Genomic DNA, 17,456 nt, shown 5'->3' with positions numbered 1-17,456 from the left:
AAACTTGATGAGTGTATTTATCAATAAGAGTGGTACCACGGATATTAATTCGTCTCTTAGTCATATGACTAAGGGACTTTTTTTATTGTATATTTTAAGGAGGCGATATTAATGAGGTGTAGAAAACAAAAAGGCTAATGAAAAATAAAAATTAATTATAAAAAAAAATAAAAAACAATATAGCATTATTTGGTTATTATCATTTAAAAATCATTATATTTTGGGAGGTATTATCATGAAGAAGATAAAAAATTTAGTAATATATACATTTGTATTAGTTTTAGCAATGGCATTAGTAGGATGTAGTTCTAAAAGTGATGTAAGTAAGTTACAAGAAATAAAGGATAAAGGTGTATTGGTAGTTGGAACATCTGCTGATTATCCGCCATATGAATTCCACAAAGAAATAAATGGAAAAGATACTATAGTTGGCTTTGATATGGCTATAGCACAAGAAATAGCTAATGATTTAGGAGTAAAATTAGAAATAAAAGATATGAAATTTGATGGATTATTAGGAGCACTTACATCAGGTAATATAGATATGATTGCAGCTGGTATGACTCCAACTGAAGAAAGACAAAAAAATGCTGATTTTTCACAAATATACTATACTGGTCAAAATGTAGTAATTATAAACAAAAATAACTTAGATAAACTTAAAACTATTGAAGATCTTAAAGATGTAAAAATAGGTGCTCAAAAATCTAGTATACAAGAACAATTTGCTAAAGATGAAATAAAAGCAACTAATATAAAATCTTTAAGTAAAATTCAAGACCTAATTTTAGAACTTAACAATGGAAATATAGATGCAGTTATATTAAGCAGTAATACAGCTGATGCACGTCTTAAAAATTATGAAGATTTAACATTATCTAATATTGAGTTAAACGGTGGAGATGAAGGTTCTGCAATGGCTTTTAAAAAGTCTGAAGATAAAGAGTTTTTAAATGAAGTAAATAAAACATTAGATAAGTTAATGAAAGAAGGTAAAATAGAGAAGTTTGTTGATGAGGCTACAAAATTATCTCAATAAGCCTAATGGAGGTGACAACATGGATTTTTCTTTCTTAAGTGAGTATTATAAGTTTTTTATAAATGGCGCACTAATAACTATAATGATATCACTAATAGCAGTAATACTAGGATTTATATTAGGGATATTCATATGCCTTATGAAAATATCAAAAAATAAGTTTTTAAAAATAATATCATCATCATATATAGAGTTTTTAAGAGGTACTCCTGTTTTGGTTCAATTATATCTTATATACTATGGGTTACCTACACTTGGGATTACATTCCCAAGTTTAGGGCCTATATCGTCTGATTTTATAGCAGGAACTTTAGCATTATCTCTAAATTCTAGTGCATATATAGCTGAAATATTAAGATCGGGTATCCAATCTATAGAAAAAGGTCAGATGGAAGCAAGTAGATCTCTAGGAATGGATTACAATATGGCTATGAGATATGTAATAATACCTCAAGCTTTAAAAAATGTATTACCTGCGTTAGTAAATGAATTTGTTGTTTTGGTTAAGGAATCATCTATAGTTTCAATAATAGGTATACATGACCTTATGTACAATGCAGATACTGTAAGAGGGAACACTTACTTAGCATTTGAACCTCTTATAATAGCTTCTATTATATACTTTGTTCTTACATTTAGCTTATCAAAGCTTGTAGCTATGTTTGAAAAGAAATTAGCAAGTAGCACTATATAGGAGGTATTAATATGATAAAAATAAATAATTTAAAAAAGAAATTTGCAAATCTAGAAGTATTAAAAGATATAGATTTAAATATAAATAAAGGTGAAATAGTAGCTATACTAGGGCCTAGTGGTTCAGGAAAAAGTACATTACTTAGATGTATTAATTTACTTGAAGAACCTAGTGGTGGAGAAGTAATCTTTAAAGATAAAAATATTACTGATAAAAATAATAATATAAATACAACAAGACAAAAAATAGGAATGGTTTTTCAAGGTTTTAATTTATTTCCTCATATGACTGTACTAGATAATATAATACTATCTCCTATAAAAGTAAAAGGTATTTCAAAGGACGAAGCAATAAAGAAGGCAGAATCTCTATTAGATAGAGTTGGATTGTTAGATAAGAGAAATTCATATCCAAATGAATTATCAGGGGGACAAAAACAAAGAATAGCAATAGCAAGAGCTTTGGCTATGGAACCTGAAGTTATGTTGTTTGATGAACCTACTTCAGCTCTAGATCCTGAAATGGTTAAAGAAGTTCTAGATGTTATGAAAGAATTAGCTAATGAAGGTATGACGATGGCTGTTGTTACTCATGAAATAGGATTTGCAAGAGAAGTTGCAACTAGAGCTATATTTATGGATAACGGATATATAGTAGAAGAGGCATCGCCAAAGGATTTATTTTATAATCCACAACATATAAGAACACAAGAGTTCTTAGCTAAAGTTATATAAAAAAAGGCCTACTGAATTTCAGTAGGCTTTTGTATTTGAGCAAAGCGAATTTTGAGCAACGGGCCTGCTCTTCAAGGCCGTTGGCGACATGACCGTAGGGAATTTTTAGTAGTATATACCTTCTTCAAAATAATCTTTTATTTCTTTTAAATCGTTAGTTTTTCCTAAAGATAACATAAGTTTTATCCTAGCTTTTTGGCCAGGAAGGTCTCCGCCAAATATACAACCTATATTTCTTAAATCTCTACCAGAACCTAGATATCCATAGCTATCAAATACTCTACCTGTATGACATCTAGAAACTATAACAACGGGGATTCCTTTTTCTCTAGCGTATTTTACACCTTCATACATTTTAGGAGGTATATTTCCTCTACCCATAGCTTCTATAACTAGACCTTTAGAACCAGAATCAACAGATAATTTTATAAGTCTATCATCCATTCCAGCACAAGCTTTTATTAAATCTACATTAGATTCAACTTTATCTGTTTCTATATTTTGTCTATAAACTATATTTCTAGAAAGTATAAGTTCATTGCCATCAATTATACCTAAAGGTCCATAAGACAATGACTTAAAAGTATCTAAAGTCATAGTATTTGTTTTTGTAGCTTCTGATGCTAGGTTTACTTCGTTATTCATAACTAATAAACCACCTTTACCTTTTGCCTTATCAGATATAGCTGTACAAACAGCTGCAGCTAAGTTGCTAGCTCCATCATAACCGAGTTCATCGCTACTTTTCATAGCTCCAGTTATAACTAAAACTTTATCTGTATTTACAGTTAGGTCTAAGAAGTATGCAGTTTCTTCTAAGCTATCTGTCCCGTGAGTAACTATTACTCCACATAGGTCTTCTCTATCTAATAAACCTTTAACCACATGTTTAAGTTCCATCATTTTTTCTGGAGTCATATGAGGTCCAGGAATTTCAGCAAAATTTATAACTTCTATATTTGCTAATTTATCTATATTAGTAACCATTGACATTATTTGTTCGCCAGAAAGAGATGGTATTGCAGCACCTATTTTCTCATCTACAGTCATTGATATAGTACCTCCAGTGAAAACTATAGCAACTTTCTTTTTATTATTCATTTTTAAAACCTCCTAAATTACATTTATGATATACTATTTATATTAATTTCTATATATGTGATTTATAACTTGATATTCTATTACATTATATAACAAAATTCAACAAAAAAATACAATTACTCTGTTAATTTGGTGAATCTTTAGAAAATAATTGAAACTTAATAAAATGCTATCGTTATTAAAGACATTATAAACTTAATGATATAATAATAAGGTAAAAATATCAATAAGTTTATAAAATAAATTTGAAAACAATTTCCCAAGGATGAGTGTTGTATACTTACTTATATATTCTATGATTAAAGCTTATAAAAAAATCGGTTAAATCATATATACTAATTGCAAAAGTTACAAAAGGAGAAAAGCGAAATGTCAGGATTAAAGTTAAAAGATATTTGTAAAACATATTCAAATGGATATAATGCTGTGAAAAATTTGAACTTATATATAAAAGATAAAGAATTTATTGTATTAGTTGGACCATCAGGATGTGGGAAATCAACTACGCTTAGGATGATAGCAGGTCTTGAAGAAATAAGTTCAGGAGAATTATATATAGGAGATAAGCTAGTGAATGAAGTGAAACCAAAGGATAGAGATATAGCTATGGTTTTTCAAGATTATGCCTTATATCCTCATTTAAGCGTATATGAAAATATGGCATTTTCATTAAACTTAAAAAAAATCCCTAAAGATGAGATATATAGAAAAGTTAAAGAAGTGGCTAAATTATTAGAAATCGAAAATATATTAGATAGGAAACCAAAAGAATTGTCTGGAGGTCAAAGTCAAAGAGTTGCACTTGGAAGAGCTATAGTTAGAAATCCTAAGGTGTTTTTAATGGACGAGCCTTTATCAAATTTAGATACTAAACTAAGGACTCAAATGAGAATGGAAATAAGTAAATTACATAAAAAACTTGAAACAACATTTGTATATGTAACACATGATCAAGTAGAAGCTATGACTATGGCTGATAGAATCGTAATAATGAGAGATGGAGTAATCCAACAAATAGGTACCCCTAAAGAACTATACAATAACCCGGATAATATATTTGTCGCAAGTTTTATAGGTGATCCTCAAATGAACTTTATTGATTCAAAATTAATAGAATATGATGGAGAAGTATATGTAAAGTTTGATGAAGTTAAAGTAGTTTTAAGTAAGGAAAAATCAGATATATTAAGAGAAAAAGGATATATAGGTAAAGAAGTAATGCTTGGAATAAGGCCGGAAGATATTCATGTAGAAAATAACGAGAATATAGCCTTTAGAGCAACTGTCAAAATAAGTGAACTTACAGGGGCGGAAATATATGCATATTTAAATGCTAATGGTATTTCAATAACAGCTAAATTTGATGGAAGATATAATATTAATGTTGATGATGAATTAAAAATTTTTATGGATAAACATAAAATTCATATATTTGATAAAAAAACAGAAAAAAACTTACTTGGCTCCGAAACCAAGTAAGTTTATCCATGGATGTATATATCTCCGTTCAAAAGGGGTATTGGGAATAGAGATTTTTATTAGGGTTATCAGGGGGATAACCATGTATTAATAATAACAAAATACGACAAACTTTGCAATAATTTTTTAAAATAAAGTTTTGTTAAATATATGTAAAATAAAATAAAACATACTATTATAAAACTAATTATTATTACATAAAAAAATAACCTACTTCGCTTCCGATGCGAAGTAGGTACATCCATGGATAAATCTATCCATTCAAAAGGGGTATTGGGAATAGAGATTTTATTAAGGTTATCAGGGGGATAACCATGTATTAATAATAACAAAATACGACAAACTTTGCAATAGTTTTTTTAAAAAATATTAAAATTTACTAAAATATGATATATAATTTAGCTAAGAATATATAAAATACAGGAGAGTGAATTAAATGATTCAAGATATTATAAGAAATTTATCAGATAGAAAGATAGAAAGTAAATATTTTGAAAGTAGAGAAGAACTAGTTGAAGAACTATTAAAAGAAATATCTACTGAGGAAATAGTAGCCATAGGGGGGTCTAGTACAGTAGAGTCTTTAGGTATATATGATAACTTATGTAAAAGAGGCAATGATGTATTATGGCATTGGAAAGTTGAGCCAGAAAAAAGAATGGATATTTTTAAAAAGGCCATATTCTCAGATGTATATTTAACTAGTTGCAATGCTTTAATAGAAGATGGAAGAATATTAAATATAGATGGCAATGGAAATAGAGTAGCGGCTATGTTCTTTGGCCCTAAGAAGGTTAGAATAATATGTGGATTAAATAAAATAGCTAAAGATTACGATGATGCTATGAGCAGAATAAAAACAGTGGCATGCCCTCAAAATGCAAGAAGATTAGAAAGAAAAACTCCTTGTGCAATAACTGAAAACTGCAGCGATTGCAAGAGTCCTGATAGAATGTGCACTATAACTACTATTATAGAGCAAAAACCTCCATTTATAGATTTTAAAGTTTACATATTAAATGAAAATATAGGATATTAATAGGTTACATTCATTTACAAAAATAGATAAATAATATATATTATAATAGTGACAAAAAAGGTCCCATGTTATTTTACTACTTTATATAAGTTTTAAAATAATATAGGGACTTTTTGAAATATATAAATGAAAAATGCAAAAAATAAAATTAATAATTTATATTAAATAACTAAAGAGAAAGTTGGTGTTAATATATGGAGATATATTTAGATAATAGTGCTACTACAAAACCTTATGATGAAGTTGTAAATAAAATGATGGAAGCTTTAATTATAGAATATGGAAATCCATCATCTATGCATAAAAAAGGAATTATAGTTGAAAAAAATATAAAACAAATAAGACAAGATATAGCAAGATCCATTGGAGTTAAAGATAAGGAAGTATTTTTCACATCTGGAGGCACAGAATCTAATAATGCAATAATAAGAGGTGTGGCAAATATAAATAAAAAAAGAGGAAAACATCTTATAACTACAGAAATAGAGCATCCATCAGTTCTTCATACATTTAGAGATTTAGAAAGCGAAGGTTTCGAAGTTACATATCTTAAAGTAAATGAAAAAGGAATAATAGATTTTGATGAATTTAAAAATTCTTTAAGAGATGATACTGTATTAGTAAGTATAATGCATGTAAACAATGAGTCCGGGAGCATACAACCTGTAGACAAAATAGGAAATTATTTGTCTACATTAGAAAAGAAGGTGTATTTTCATGTAGATGCAGTTCAGTCATTTGGTAAAATAGAATTCAGACCTAATAAATACAACATAGATTTTATGAGTGTAAGTGGACACAAGATACATGGGCCAAAAGGAATAGGATTTATGTATATAAAAGAAAATAACAGATTAAAACCTATTATAACCGGTGGAGGGCAAGAAAGCTCTATAAGGTCTGGAACTGAAAATGTACCTGGAATATATGGACTTGGAGAAGCTGTAAAAATAACTATGTCAAACTTAAAAGAAAGCATAGCCAATATAAGCAGACTTAAAAGTATATTAAGAGAAGAACTACAAAATAATATAGATAATGTAAAAATAAACTCTCCGGAAGATGGAGTATGTCATGTTTTAAATGTATCTTTTATTGGAATAAAAGGAGAAATATTGCTACATTATTTAGAACAACATAACATATATGTATCAACTGGGTCTGCTTGTTCATCTAAGAAAAAAGGAAGTCATGTACTTTTAGCTATGGGATTAAAATCTGAAGAAATAGAAGGTGCAATAAGATTTAGTTTATCTAATATGAATAGTGAAGAAGATATAATAAATACTGTAAAAATAGTAAAAGAATCAGTAAAAGATTTAAGAGATATAATAAGAAAAAGATAAAAATATGAGGTGATGAATTTGTATAATGCAATTATAGCTAAATACGGAGAAATAGGAATAAAAGGTAAGAATAGGTATATATTTGAAAACAAGCTTATAAGAAATATAAGAAACATATTAAAACCACTAGGAAAGTTTGATGTATACAAGGAATACGGTAGAATATATATAAACCTAGAGGATTATGATCATGAAGAAGTAATAGAAGAGGTTAGAAAGGTATTTGGAATAGTATCTGTAAGCCCTGTTATAAAAACTGAAAAGGATTATGAAGAATTAAAAGAGGCTGCACTTAAATTATTAAAAGAAAAAGTAGATAATGGAGCAAAAACGTTTAAGGTAGAAAGTAGAAGAGGAGATAAAAGTTTTAGATTAACTTCTCAAGAGATGAACTTAGATATAGGTGGATATTTACTATCGAATTTAGGAGATAAAATAAACGTAGACGTTCATAAACCTGAAATAAGAGTAATTACAGAATTGAGACAAGATTGTGCTATTGCATATACAGATGGTATAGCAGGGTATGGAGGGTTACCTCTTGGAACTAATGGAAAAGCTATTGCTCTTTTATCAGGAGGAATAGATAGCCCTGTTGCAACGTGGATGGTCGCTAAAAGAGGAGTAGAAGTAGAAGCTGTACATTTTCATAGTTATCCATTTACTAATGAACAATCTCAAGAAAAGGTAAGAGATTTAGCTAAAATATTATCCAAATACTGTGGGAAAATAAGACTTCACAAAGTAAACCTACTTAATATACAAAAAGAAATAACAAAAAACTGTAGAGAAGAAGAAATGACTATAATATCTAGAAGATTTATGATGCAAATAGCTCAGGTTATAGCAGAAAAAAGATATGCAAATGCTCTTATAACAGGTGAAAGTATAGGACAAGTTGCTTCACAAACAATACAAGGATTAACTTGTACTGATGCAGCGGTATCAATACCTGTATTTAGACCTCTTATAGCTATGGATAAATCAGAAATAGTTCATATGGCAAAAAAAATAGATACTTACGAGACATCTATAATAGCAGAAGAAGATTGTTGTACTGTTTTCTCTCCTAAAAAACCTGTAACTAAGCCTAGATTAGAAAAAATAGTTGAATCACAGTCAAAATTAAATATAGAGGAACTTATAAAAGAAGCAATAGATAATATGGAAGTAGAGGAAATAGAATATTAAAAAGCAGAGCTTATGAAGCTCTGCTTTTTATTTCAATTTTATATTTTGATAAAATTTCATTAGCCTTTTCAATATCTTCCTTAGTAGCTTCCGGAATACCTTTCAAAGGGTATTCAAGGCCCATGCATTCCCACTTGTGAACTCCTAAAATATGATATGGAAGAACTTCTACCTTTTCTATGTTACTTAAGCTTGATACAAATTCTCCTAAAGCTTCTAAGTCATCTTGAGAATCTGTTATGCCAGGTATTAACACATATCTAATCCAAACAGGTATATTTCTATTATATAAATGTTTTGCTAGAGCAATTGTTTTATCGTTAGTTACACCTGTCAATTCTTTAGCCTTTTCTCTATCCATATGTTTTATATCAAGTAAAACTAAATCTGTATAATCAAGTATAGGATCTACAACATCGATATCTACAAAGCCAGATGTATCAAGTGCAGTGTGTATGTCATTAGCCTTTGCTTGTACAAGTAATTCCTTTAAAAATTCAGGTTGTAAAGTAGCTTCTCCTCCAGATACTGTTAGTCCACCACCAGAAAACTTCATATAAGTAGAATATTTTTTGACATCATTTATTATTTCATTTACAGTATATTCTTTTCCACCCTTAGTATCCCATGTATCTCTATTATGGCAGTACTTGCATCTTAAAGGGCAACCTTGCATAAATAATATATATCTTATACCTGGTCCATCAACTGTACCAAAGGTTTCTATAGAATGAACTCTTCCTTTTATACTCATATAAATACACCCCTTTAATGACTTTATAATCAATTTATATTAAAATTTTATCTTATATTTTAATTGTATACAATGTACTTATTTCTATATATTAATTATAAAACATATTGTATACAAAGTCCATAGATTAAAAATAATTAAAAAAAAGTGTGTAAACTGTAGTAGAGTTTACACACTTAAATACTTTGATGATTGTTTGTTTTAAATTACTATATTCTTTCGTGGAATGTTCTGTTTATAACATCTAATTGTTGTTCTCTTGTTAATTTTATGAAGTTAACAGCATATCCAGATACACGTATAGTTAATTGAGGGTAGTTTTCTGGATGATCCATAGCATCTAATAATGTTTCTTTGTCAAATACGTTAACATTTATATGATGTCCATTTTGAGCAAAGTAACCATCCATTAGAGCTGTTAAGTTGTTTATTCTTTCTTCCATAGTTTTGCCAATAGCACCAGGTACTACTGAGAATGTGTAAGATATACCATCTTGAGCATGTTCATATGGTAATTTAGCAACTGATGATAATGAAGCTAAACATCCATTAGTATCTCTTCCATGCATTGGGTTAGCACCTGGAGCAAATGGTTCACCAGCTTTTCTACCATCTGGAGTGCTACCAGTTTTCTTACCATATACTACATTAGAAGTTATAGTTAATACAGATTGAGTATGATATGAATCTCTGTATGTTTTATTATTTCTTATTTTATTCATAAAACTTTCAACTAAGCTAGTAGCTATTTCATCAACTCTTTCGTCGTTGTTACCGAACTTTGGATAATCTCCTTCGATTACATAATCAACAGCTAAACCTTGGTCATTTCTTATAACTTTAACTTTACCATGTTTTATAGATGATAATGAGTCAGCAGTTACTGATAAACCGGCGATACCACAAGCCATAGTTCTAAATACATCTCTATCATGTAATGCCATTTCTATTGCTTCGTAGCAGTACTTATCATGCATGTAGTGTATTACATTCAATGTGTTTACATAAAGAGAAGCTAACCAATCAGTATATAATTCGAATTTCTCCATAACTTCATCATAATTTAAGTATTCAGAAGTTATAGCTCCAAAGTTTGGTGCTACTTGCTTACCTTTCTTCTCATCTATACCACCATTTATAGCGTATAATAAAGTTTTAGCTAAGTTAACTCTTGCGCCGAAGAATTGCATTTGCTTACCTATCTTCATCGCAGAAACACAACAAGCTATACCATAATCGTCTCCCCAGTATGGTCTCATTAAGTCGTCATTTTCGTATTGTATAGAACTTGTGTCTATAGATACTTTAGAACAGAACTTCTTAAAACCTGTTGGTAAATTATTTGACCAAAGTACAGTTAAGTTTGGTTCTGGAGCAGGCCCTAATGTATATAAAGTATTTAATACTCTAAATGAGTTTTTAGTAACTAGAGTTCTACCATCTTCGCCCATACCACCTATAGATTCAGTTACCCAAGTTGGATCTCCAGAGAATAAGTCATTGTAGTCAGCAGTTCTTAAGAATCTAACCATTCTTAATTTCATAACGAAGTGATCCATTATTTCTTGAGCTTCATCTTCAGTTATAACTCCATTTTTTATATCTCTTTCCATATATACATCTAGGAATGTTGCAACTCTACCTATAGACATCGCAGCACCATTTTGTTCTTTAACAGCAGCTAAGTAACCAAAGTATGTCCATTGAACAGCTTCTTTAGCATTTTCCGCTGGTTTAGATATATCATATCCATAGCTTAATCCCATTGTTTTTAAAGCTTGTAATGATCTTATTTGCTCAGATATTTCTTCTCTTAATCTCATTACATCTTCAGTCATTGCAACTTCTAAAGATTTCTTTTGAGCTATTTTATCTTCTATTAATTTATCAACACCATATAAAGCGACTCTTCTGTAGTCACCTATTATTCTACCTCTACCATAAGCATCTGGTAAACCAGTTATTATACCAGCACTTCTAGCAGCTCTCATTTCATCAGTATAAGCATCAAATACACCTTGATTATGAGTTTTTCTATATTTAGAGAATATTTCGCTTATCGTCGGATCTAATTCATATCCGTAAGATTCACAAGCAGATTCAACCATTCTTATACCACCATATGGTATAACAGCTCTTTTAAGTGGAGCATCAGTTTGAACACCAACTATTTGCTCTAATTCCTTATCTATATAGCCAGGATTATAAGCATCTATACCAGATATTGTCTTAGTATCAACGTCTAATGTTCCGCCATTTTCTATTTCTTTTTTCATTAATTGAGAAACTTCATCCCATAACTTTTTTGTTCCTTCTGTAGCACTAACTAAGAAAGAATCGTCACCTTCATATGGAGTATAGTTTAATTGTATAAAGTCTCTAACGTCTACTTCATTTTCCCATTTCCCAGTCTTAAAACCGTCCCAAGCTTTTATCATGATAGGTTTCCTCCTTAAAATATATATAATATAATACCCAATTAGGTATTGTGTATGTATTATCATAATAATAATAACATAGAAAGAGTATTTTGTATACAATCCTTAAAACAATAAATAAAGATTAAATTTTACTTATTATTTTAATTATCTGAATCTTAGATTTTTAAATTATTTTTTAATAACATATTTTAATTTTACCCTTGAAGAATATATATAAAACATAGATTTTATATATATTCTTCAAGGGAATAGACAAATATAAATATAGATATATATAAATGAAGCTAAATTTACATTTATATATCTACTTATATTATTTACTATAGACAATATATTTAAAATAGGTTATTATAGAGAGATGCCACAAACAGTTATAAAATGTTTACGGTATATCTAAATTTAATTATAGATTTTCGTGTTATGATATTGATTATTTTAATTATAATTATACCTATTATAGATAACTATGTTATATATATTGTATATGACTAAATAAAAAAGTCCTTTAATAGGGCTTTTTCTACGTATAAAAAGAAGGAATAAGGTAGAAAATATTAATTGCATAATATAAAAATTAAATATATAATTGTTAAGTTAAGATAAAATAGAAACGGAGAGGATTTAAAATATGGAAAAAATTAGATTTGATGAATTACCTTTAAGTGAAGAAGTAAAAAGATCAATAGCGGATATGGGATTTGAGGAACCTTCTCCTATACAAGCTCAAGCTATACCTAAAATATTACAAGGGAAAGATATAATAGGACAAGCGCAAACTGGAACGGGAAAAACAGCGGCTTTCGGTATTCCTATACTTGAGATGGTGGACCAATCAGATAAAAGCCTACAGGCTTTAGTCCTTTGTCCGACAAGAGAACTAGCTATACAGGTATCAAAAGAAATAGGTAATTTAGCCACATATATGAAAGGGATAAAAATCCTTCCAATATATGGAGGACAACCTATAGATAGACAGATAAGATCATTAAAGGGCGGAGTACAAATAGTAATAGGAACACCAGGACGTGTTATAGACCATATTAAACGTAAAACATTGAAGATGAATAATATAAAAACAGTTGTATTAGATGAAGCTGATGAAATGCTTGATATGGGATTTAGAGAAGATATAGAAATGATACTAGAAACTACTCCAGAGAGTAGACAAACTACATTCTTCTCAGCTACTATGGCAAAAGAAATATTAGAACTTACTAAATTATATCAAAAAAATCCTGAACATATAAAAGTTGTACGTAGAGAACTTACAGTTCCTAATATAAAACAATACTATGTAGAAACTAAAAGAGCTAACAAATTAGAAGTTCTATGTAGATTAATAGACGTTTATGATCCTAAGTTATCTGTGGTTTTCTGTAACACAAAAAGAGGTGCTGATGAACTAGTAGGAGATTTACAAGCTAGGGGATATTTTGCAGATGCACTACATGGAGACTTAAAACAAGCACAAAGAGATATGGTTATGGATAAGTTCAGAAATAGTACAATAGATATATTAGTTGCTACAGATGTTGCTGCTAGAGGAATAGATGTAGATGACGTTGAATGTGTATTTAACTATGACTTACCTCAAGATGAAGAATACTATGTACACAGAATAGGTAGAACAGGACGTGCAGGTAGAGAAGGTGTATCATTCACATTTATATTCGGAAAAGAAATGAGAAAGTTAAAAGATATAGAAAGATATACTAAATCTAAACTTGAAAAACATGATATACCGTCAGTTGCAGATGTTGAAGAAAAGAAAATAACTTCTTTCTTTGAAAAGGTAAAAGAAACAATTGAAGAAGGTCATATATCAAAAGAAAGACAATGGATAGAAGCTTTCTATGAAGAAGAAGAATTTGATCTATTAGATATAACTGCTGCACTTCTTAAAATGTCTTTAGGTAATAATAATGCAAAAGAAGAAATAGTAGAAGAAGAAACATTTGATAATGGTTCAGAAGCAGGAATGACTAGACTATTTATTAATATAGGTAAAAGTCAAAAAATACAACCAAAAGATATAGTAGGATCTATAGCTGGTGAAACGGGAATGCCAGGTAAATTAATAGGAACTATAGATATACATGACAAGTATACATTTGTAGAAGTACCTAAGCAACATGCCAAAAAGGTACTTGATAAAATGAAGCAAATAAAGATTAAAGGAAATAAAATAAATATAGAACCAGCAAGTGCTAGAAGAAAATAATAAAAAGGTGCCTATGGCACCTTTTTTAAATTTCAGTAAAGTCGCTGTTTTTTAAAATACTAAGTTTAATTTTAAAAGTCTATCTTTTAAATTATTCATTATTTTTATTTCTTCTTCATAGTCATTGGCTTCATAGGTTACAGAAAATCTTAAAAAGCTACCTGCATCATCCCAAGGAACAGTAGATATCGAGCTATTTATTAGTATATATTCACAAGCTTCTTCTGCGTTTTTAAATATAATCCCATCTTTAGTTCCTTTAGGAATAGAAACATAACAATAAAATCCTCCCTTAGGCTTATATGCATCAAATCCAATTTCATTTAATATTTTAACTAACAAGTCAAATCTTCTAGAATACCTTCTGCAATTTTGATTAAATAATTCATGGGTATCTAGTGCATATATACCAGACTTTTGTATAGCCCTAAATTGTCCTGAATCAGTATGACCTTTTATAGTACTGTATAACTTAATAGCCTTTTCATTTCCAACTACAAATGCAAGCCTCCATCCTGTCATATTAAATGATTTAGATAGAGAATGTAGTTCAATACCTACATCAATAGCTCCATCTACAGATAGAAAACTAAGAGGTTTATAACCATCGTAGGTTAGGGAGCCATAAGCCAAATCAGATACTACGAATATACCGTTTTTATATGCAAAATCTACAACCTTTTCATAAAATTCCTTTGTTGCTACTTGTCCTGTAGGATTATTAGGATAATTTATATAAAGGAGTTTAGCTTTATTTAATATATCTTTAGGTATATTATCTAGATCTGGATAATAGTTATTTTGTGGAATTAATGGTAGGTTATAAACGTCACCACCCATAAACTTAGTGTAAGTTCCCATAACAGGATATCCAGGAACTGTCATTAAACTTATATCACCAGGATTTATAAATCCTATAGGTATCATAGCAAGAGCTGGTTTAGATCCTATGCCATGTACAATATTCTTTTGTGGATCTAAATTGTCTAGTCCATATATTGACTTTAGATATCGGCAAGCAGCTTCTTGAAACTCTAATATGCCGTTATCTGAGTACCATCTATTTTCAGGTTTGCCTGCTTCTTCATATAGTATATCTATCATTTTCTTGTCAGCCGCTTTATCTGGTTCTCCTATACCCATATCTATTAATGGTATATTTGGATTATTGAGAATTGCCAATTCCTTAGCCCTTTTTATTTTTTCAAACTTATATGCTTTTGTATTATTAAAAAAATCTTGCCCACCCATTCGATCAGAAACTTTGTTGTCTATAAAACTCATAGTATACCTCCAGTAAAATTAATTATGCTAAAATATGAGTATATGATTATAATATTAAATAAAGTGATTTTTGGTACAATCTTTTTAAAGGAGTGATTTGAATGAAGGTAATAAGTCATGGATGTACACTAGATTGTTGGGACTGTTGTAAATTTAATGTTCATGTAGATAATGAAAATATTATTAAAATAGAAGGAGATAAAAATCATCCATATACAAAAGGATTTATATGTATAAAAGGCAAAAAACATTTAGAAAGGTTAAATCATAAAGATAGAATATATAAACCTCTCCTTAAAGTAGATGGTAAATGGGAAGAAATAAGTTTTGAATATGCTATTAAATTATTGGCAAATAAGCTTACTTATTATAAAGAAAAATATGGTTCTCAATCTATACTTCATTACTACGAGTCAGGAAGTGGGTCAATACTTAAGGGAATACAAGATATATTTTTTAATTTTTATGGTGGTATCACTAGATCAAAAGGTAGTACTTGCTGGGGAGCAGGAATACAGGCTCAAAGATATGACTTTGGAGATATAAGAAGCCATTCATTAGAAGATATGATAAATTCTAAGAATATATTTGTATGGGGAAGAAATCCTTCTAATACATGTTTGCATACTATGCAGATGATAAAAAAGGCAAGATCAAGTGGAGCAAATGTTATAGTTATAGATCCAATATACACTGATAGTGCTAAATTCGCAGATAGGTATATAAGGTTAAATCCATCCACAGATGGAGCACTAGCTATGGCTATGACCAAGATAATAATAGAAGAAAACTTATATGACAAGGAATTCGTAGATAGGTACGTCTTAGGATTTGATGAATATAAATCATACTTAGATACTTTAGATATTATGTATTTATCAAATGAATGTGGAGTTGATATAGATACAATAAAAGATATGGCATATATATACTCAAAGGATAAATACAACACAATATATTTAGGATATGGATTCCAAAAATATAAAAATGGGGGAAACACAATAAGGGCTATAGATGCATTGTGCGCTATAACAGGAGAAGTAGGGAAAGTTGGAGGAGGGGTGAACTATGCAAATAGAGTTTATCCAGATGTATTAAATTTAGATCCATATAATAGTTCACAATATGAAAATAACAGATATTTTAACGTACACAACTTTGCAAACTTTATAAATAAGAAAAAAGAAATACCTGTTAAATTAATTATGGTATCAAAGGCAAATCCACTTAATCAATGGCCAAACTTAAATGAAGCAATAGATGCCTTTAAGAATGTTGAATTTAAAGTATGTATAGATATGTTTATGACAGATACTGCAAAGCAATGTGATTTATTTATACCTTGTACAAATACATTGGAAACAGAAGATATAATATACAGTTCTATGGGTAGCCCGTATATAATATATAATGAAAAAGCTGTAGAACCTAGATATAACCTTATGGATGAATATCACCTTTTTATGGAATTAGCTAAAGAAATGGATATAAAAGAATATCCATATGTTTCTAAAGAAGAATATTTAAAGAAGGTGATTGAACCGTTAAAAAACATAAATTCTTCTATAACACTAGAAAAGATAAAAGAAGACTACATAACTATACATAATGATATAGCTTGGGAAAACTTAACATTTAAAACACCATCTAAAAAGTACGAAATATATTCAAATAAAGCAAAGAAAGATAATCAAAGTCCTATACCAATATATATCAGTAGTAAAGAAGATAACAAGATAAGACTTATAACTACACATCCAAGAAATTCTCTTTTTAGTCAACATTTCTTAGATGTAGATGGAAATTCAAAGGGGTCTATTAATAAAGATATGGCAAGTACATACAATATTAAAGATGGTGAAAAAGTAACTATTAAATCGCAATTTGGAGAGGTAGAAGTAGAGTTGTATATAAATGATGATATTCCTAATAATATAATTCATATGTATACAGGGTGGTGGCACAAACATGGAAATCCAAACTTTGTAACTTATAATGGAAGTTCTGATATGGGAGGTCAGGTTACATATAATGAAAGTTTTGTAGACATAATAAAACAAAAATAGTTAAATTTCTTTGAAGGAAACTATGTAGAATTTATAGAATCCTATTAAATATTACTTTTATATTTTA

At 29.2% G+C, this 17,456-nt stretch carries 13 protein-coding genes; 9 read left to right on the top strand and 4 right to left on the bottom strand.

Features of this window, described 5'->3' with window-relative positions; all coding sequences use genetic code 11:
- Window positions 1–235 precede the first annotated feature (235 nt).
- The 3 genes from ACUSRV_RS08290 to ACUSRV_RS08280 are packed head-to-tail and all read left to right on the top strand — an operon-like array spanning window position 236 to window position 2,467.
- Window positions 236–1,039 carry a transporter substrate-binding domain-containing protein gene (locus tag ACUSRV_RS08290; RefSeq protein ID WP_490141472.1) on the top strand — a complete coding sequence of 268 codons (804 nt, stop codon included), beginning with the start codon at window positions 236–238 and terminating at the stop codon, window positions 1,037–1,039.
- Window positions 1,040–1,058: 19 nt separating this feature from the next.
- Window positions 1,059–1,733: an amino acid ABC transporter permease gene (locus ACUSRV_RS08285; RefSeq protein WP_490141471.1), complete on the top strand. Its 675-nt coding sequence runs from the start codon at window positions 1,059–1,061 to the stop codon at window positions 1,731–1,733.
- Between the two features lie 11 nt (window positions 1,734–1,744).
- On the top strand, window positions 1,745–2,467 hold the full coding sequence (locus ACUSRV_RS08280; protein ID WP_490141470.1) for an amino acid ABC transporter ATP-binding protein: 723 nt from the start codon (window positions 1,745–1,747) through the stop codon (window positions 2,465–2,467).
- A 105-nt stretch (window positions 2,468–2,572) separates the two neighbouring features.
- Here ACUSRV_RS08280 and ACUSRV_RS08275 read toward each other — a convergent pair whose 3' ends face one another.
- Window positions 2,573–3,568 carry an asparaginase gene (locus ACUSRV_RS08275; RefSeq protein ID WP_490141469.1) on the bottom strand — a complete coding sequence of 332 codons (996 nt, stop codon included), beginning with the start codon at window positions 3,566–3,568 and terminating at the stop codon, window positions 2,573–2,575.
- Between the two features lie 369 nt (window positions 3,569–3,937).
- Here ACUSRV_RS08275 and ACUSRV_RS08270 point away from each other — a divergent pair, with 369 nt between their 5' ends.
- From ACUSRV_RS08270 to thiI, 4 genes are all read left to right on the top strand, one after another.
- Entirely contained in the window at window positions 3,938–5,047 is a 1,110-nt protein-coding gene (locus ACUSRV_RS08270) for an ABC transporter ATP-binding protein (RefSeq protein WP_490141468.1), read from the top strand.
- Between the two features lie 436 nt (window positions 5,048–5,483).
- Window positions 5,484–6,086, top strand: coding sequence for a lactate utilization protein (locus ACUSRV_RS08265; RefSeq protein ID WP_490141467.1), 603 nt, complete (start codon window positions 5,484–5,486; stop codon window positions 6,084–6,086).
- A gap of 194 nt (window positions 6,087–6,280) precedes the next feature.
- Entirely contained in the window at window positions 6,281–7,432 is a 1,152-nt protein-coding gene (locus tag ACUSRV_RS08260) for a cysteine desulfurase family protein (RefSeq protein WP_490141466.1), read from the top strand.
- An 18-nt stretch (window positions 7,433–7,450) separates the two neighbouring features.
- A complete protein-coding gene (thiI, locus tag ACUSRV_RS08255) occupies window positions 7,451–8,623 on the top strand; it encodes a tRNA uracil 4-sulfurtransferase ThiI (protein ID WP_490141465.1) in 1,173 nt (390 codons plus the stop codon).
- Between the two features lie 10 nt (window positions 8,624–8,633).
- Here thiI and pflA read toward each other — a convergent pair whose 3' ends face one another.
- Both pflA and pflB read right to left on the bottom strand, forming a co-directional pair.
- On the bottom strand, window positions 8,634–9,377 hold the full coding sequence (gene pflA, locus ACUSRV_RS08250) for a pyruvate formate-lyase-activating protein (protein ID WP_490141464.1): 744 nt from the start codon (window positions 9,375–9,377) through the stop codon (window positions 8,634–8,636).
- A 209-nt stretch (window positions 9,378–9,586) separates the two neighbouring features.
- Window positions 9,587–11,812, bottom strand: a complete 2,226-nt coding sequence (gene pflB / locus ACUSRV_RS08245; protein WP_490141598.1) for a formate C-acetyltransferase — start codon at window positions 11,810–11,812, stop codon at window positions 9,587–9,589.
- 634 nt (window positions 11,813–12,446) lie between these two features.
- Here pflB and ACUSRV_RS08240 point away from each other — a divergent pair.
- Entirely contained in the window at window positions 12,447–14,039 is a 1,593-nt protein-coding gene (locus tag ACUSRV_RS08240) for a DEAD/DEAH box helicase (protein WP_490141463.1), read from the top strand.
- 51 nt (window positions 14,040–14,090) lie between these two features.
- Here the strand turns inward: ACUSRV_RS08240 and ACUSRV_RS08235 are convergent, their stop codons facing one another.
- The gene (locus tag ACUSRV_RS08235) at window positions 14,091–15,323 is read right to left on the bottom strand and encodes an LL-diaminopimelate aminotransferase (protein WP_490141462.1); all 1,233 of its coding nucleotides are present in this window, start codon (window positions 15,321–15,323) and stop codon (window positions 14,091–14,093) included.
- 101 nt (window positions 15,324–15,424) lie between these two features.
- On the opposite strand from ACUSRV_RS08235, the gene ACUSRV_RS08230 reads away from it, so the two are divergent.
- Window positions 15,425–17,389, top strand: coding sequence for a molybdopterin-dependent oxidoreductase (locus ACUSRV_RS08230; protein WP_490141461.1), 1,965 nt, complete (start codon window positions 15,425–15,427; stop codon window positions 17,387–17,389).
- Window positions 17,390–17,456 lie beyond the last annotated feature (67 nt).

This window comes from Sporacetigenium sp. TC11, from assembly GCF_058146105.1.
The sequence above is the reverse complement of the archived record's forward strand: the minus strand, read 5'-3'. Positions and strand labels throughout refer to the sequence as shown.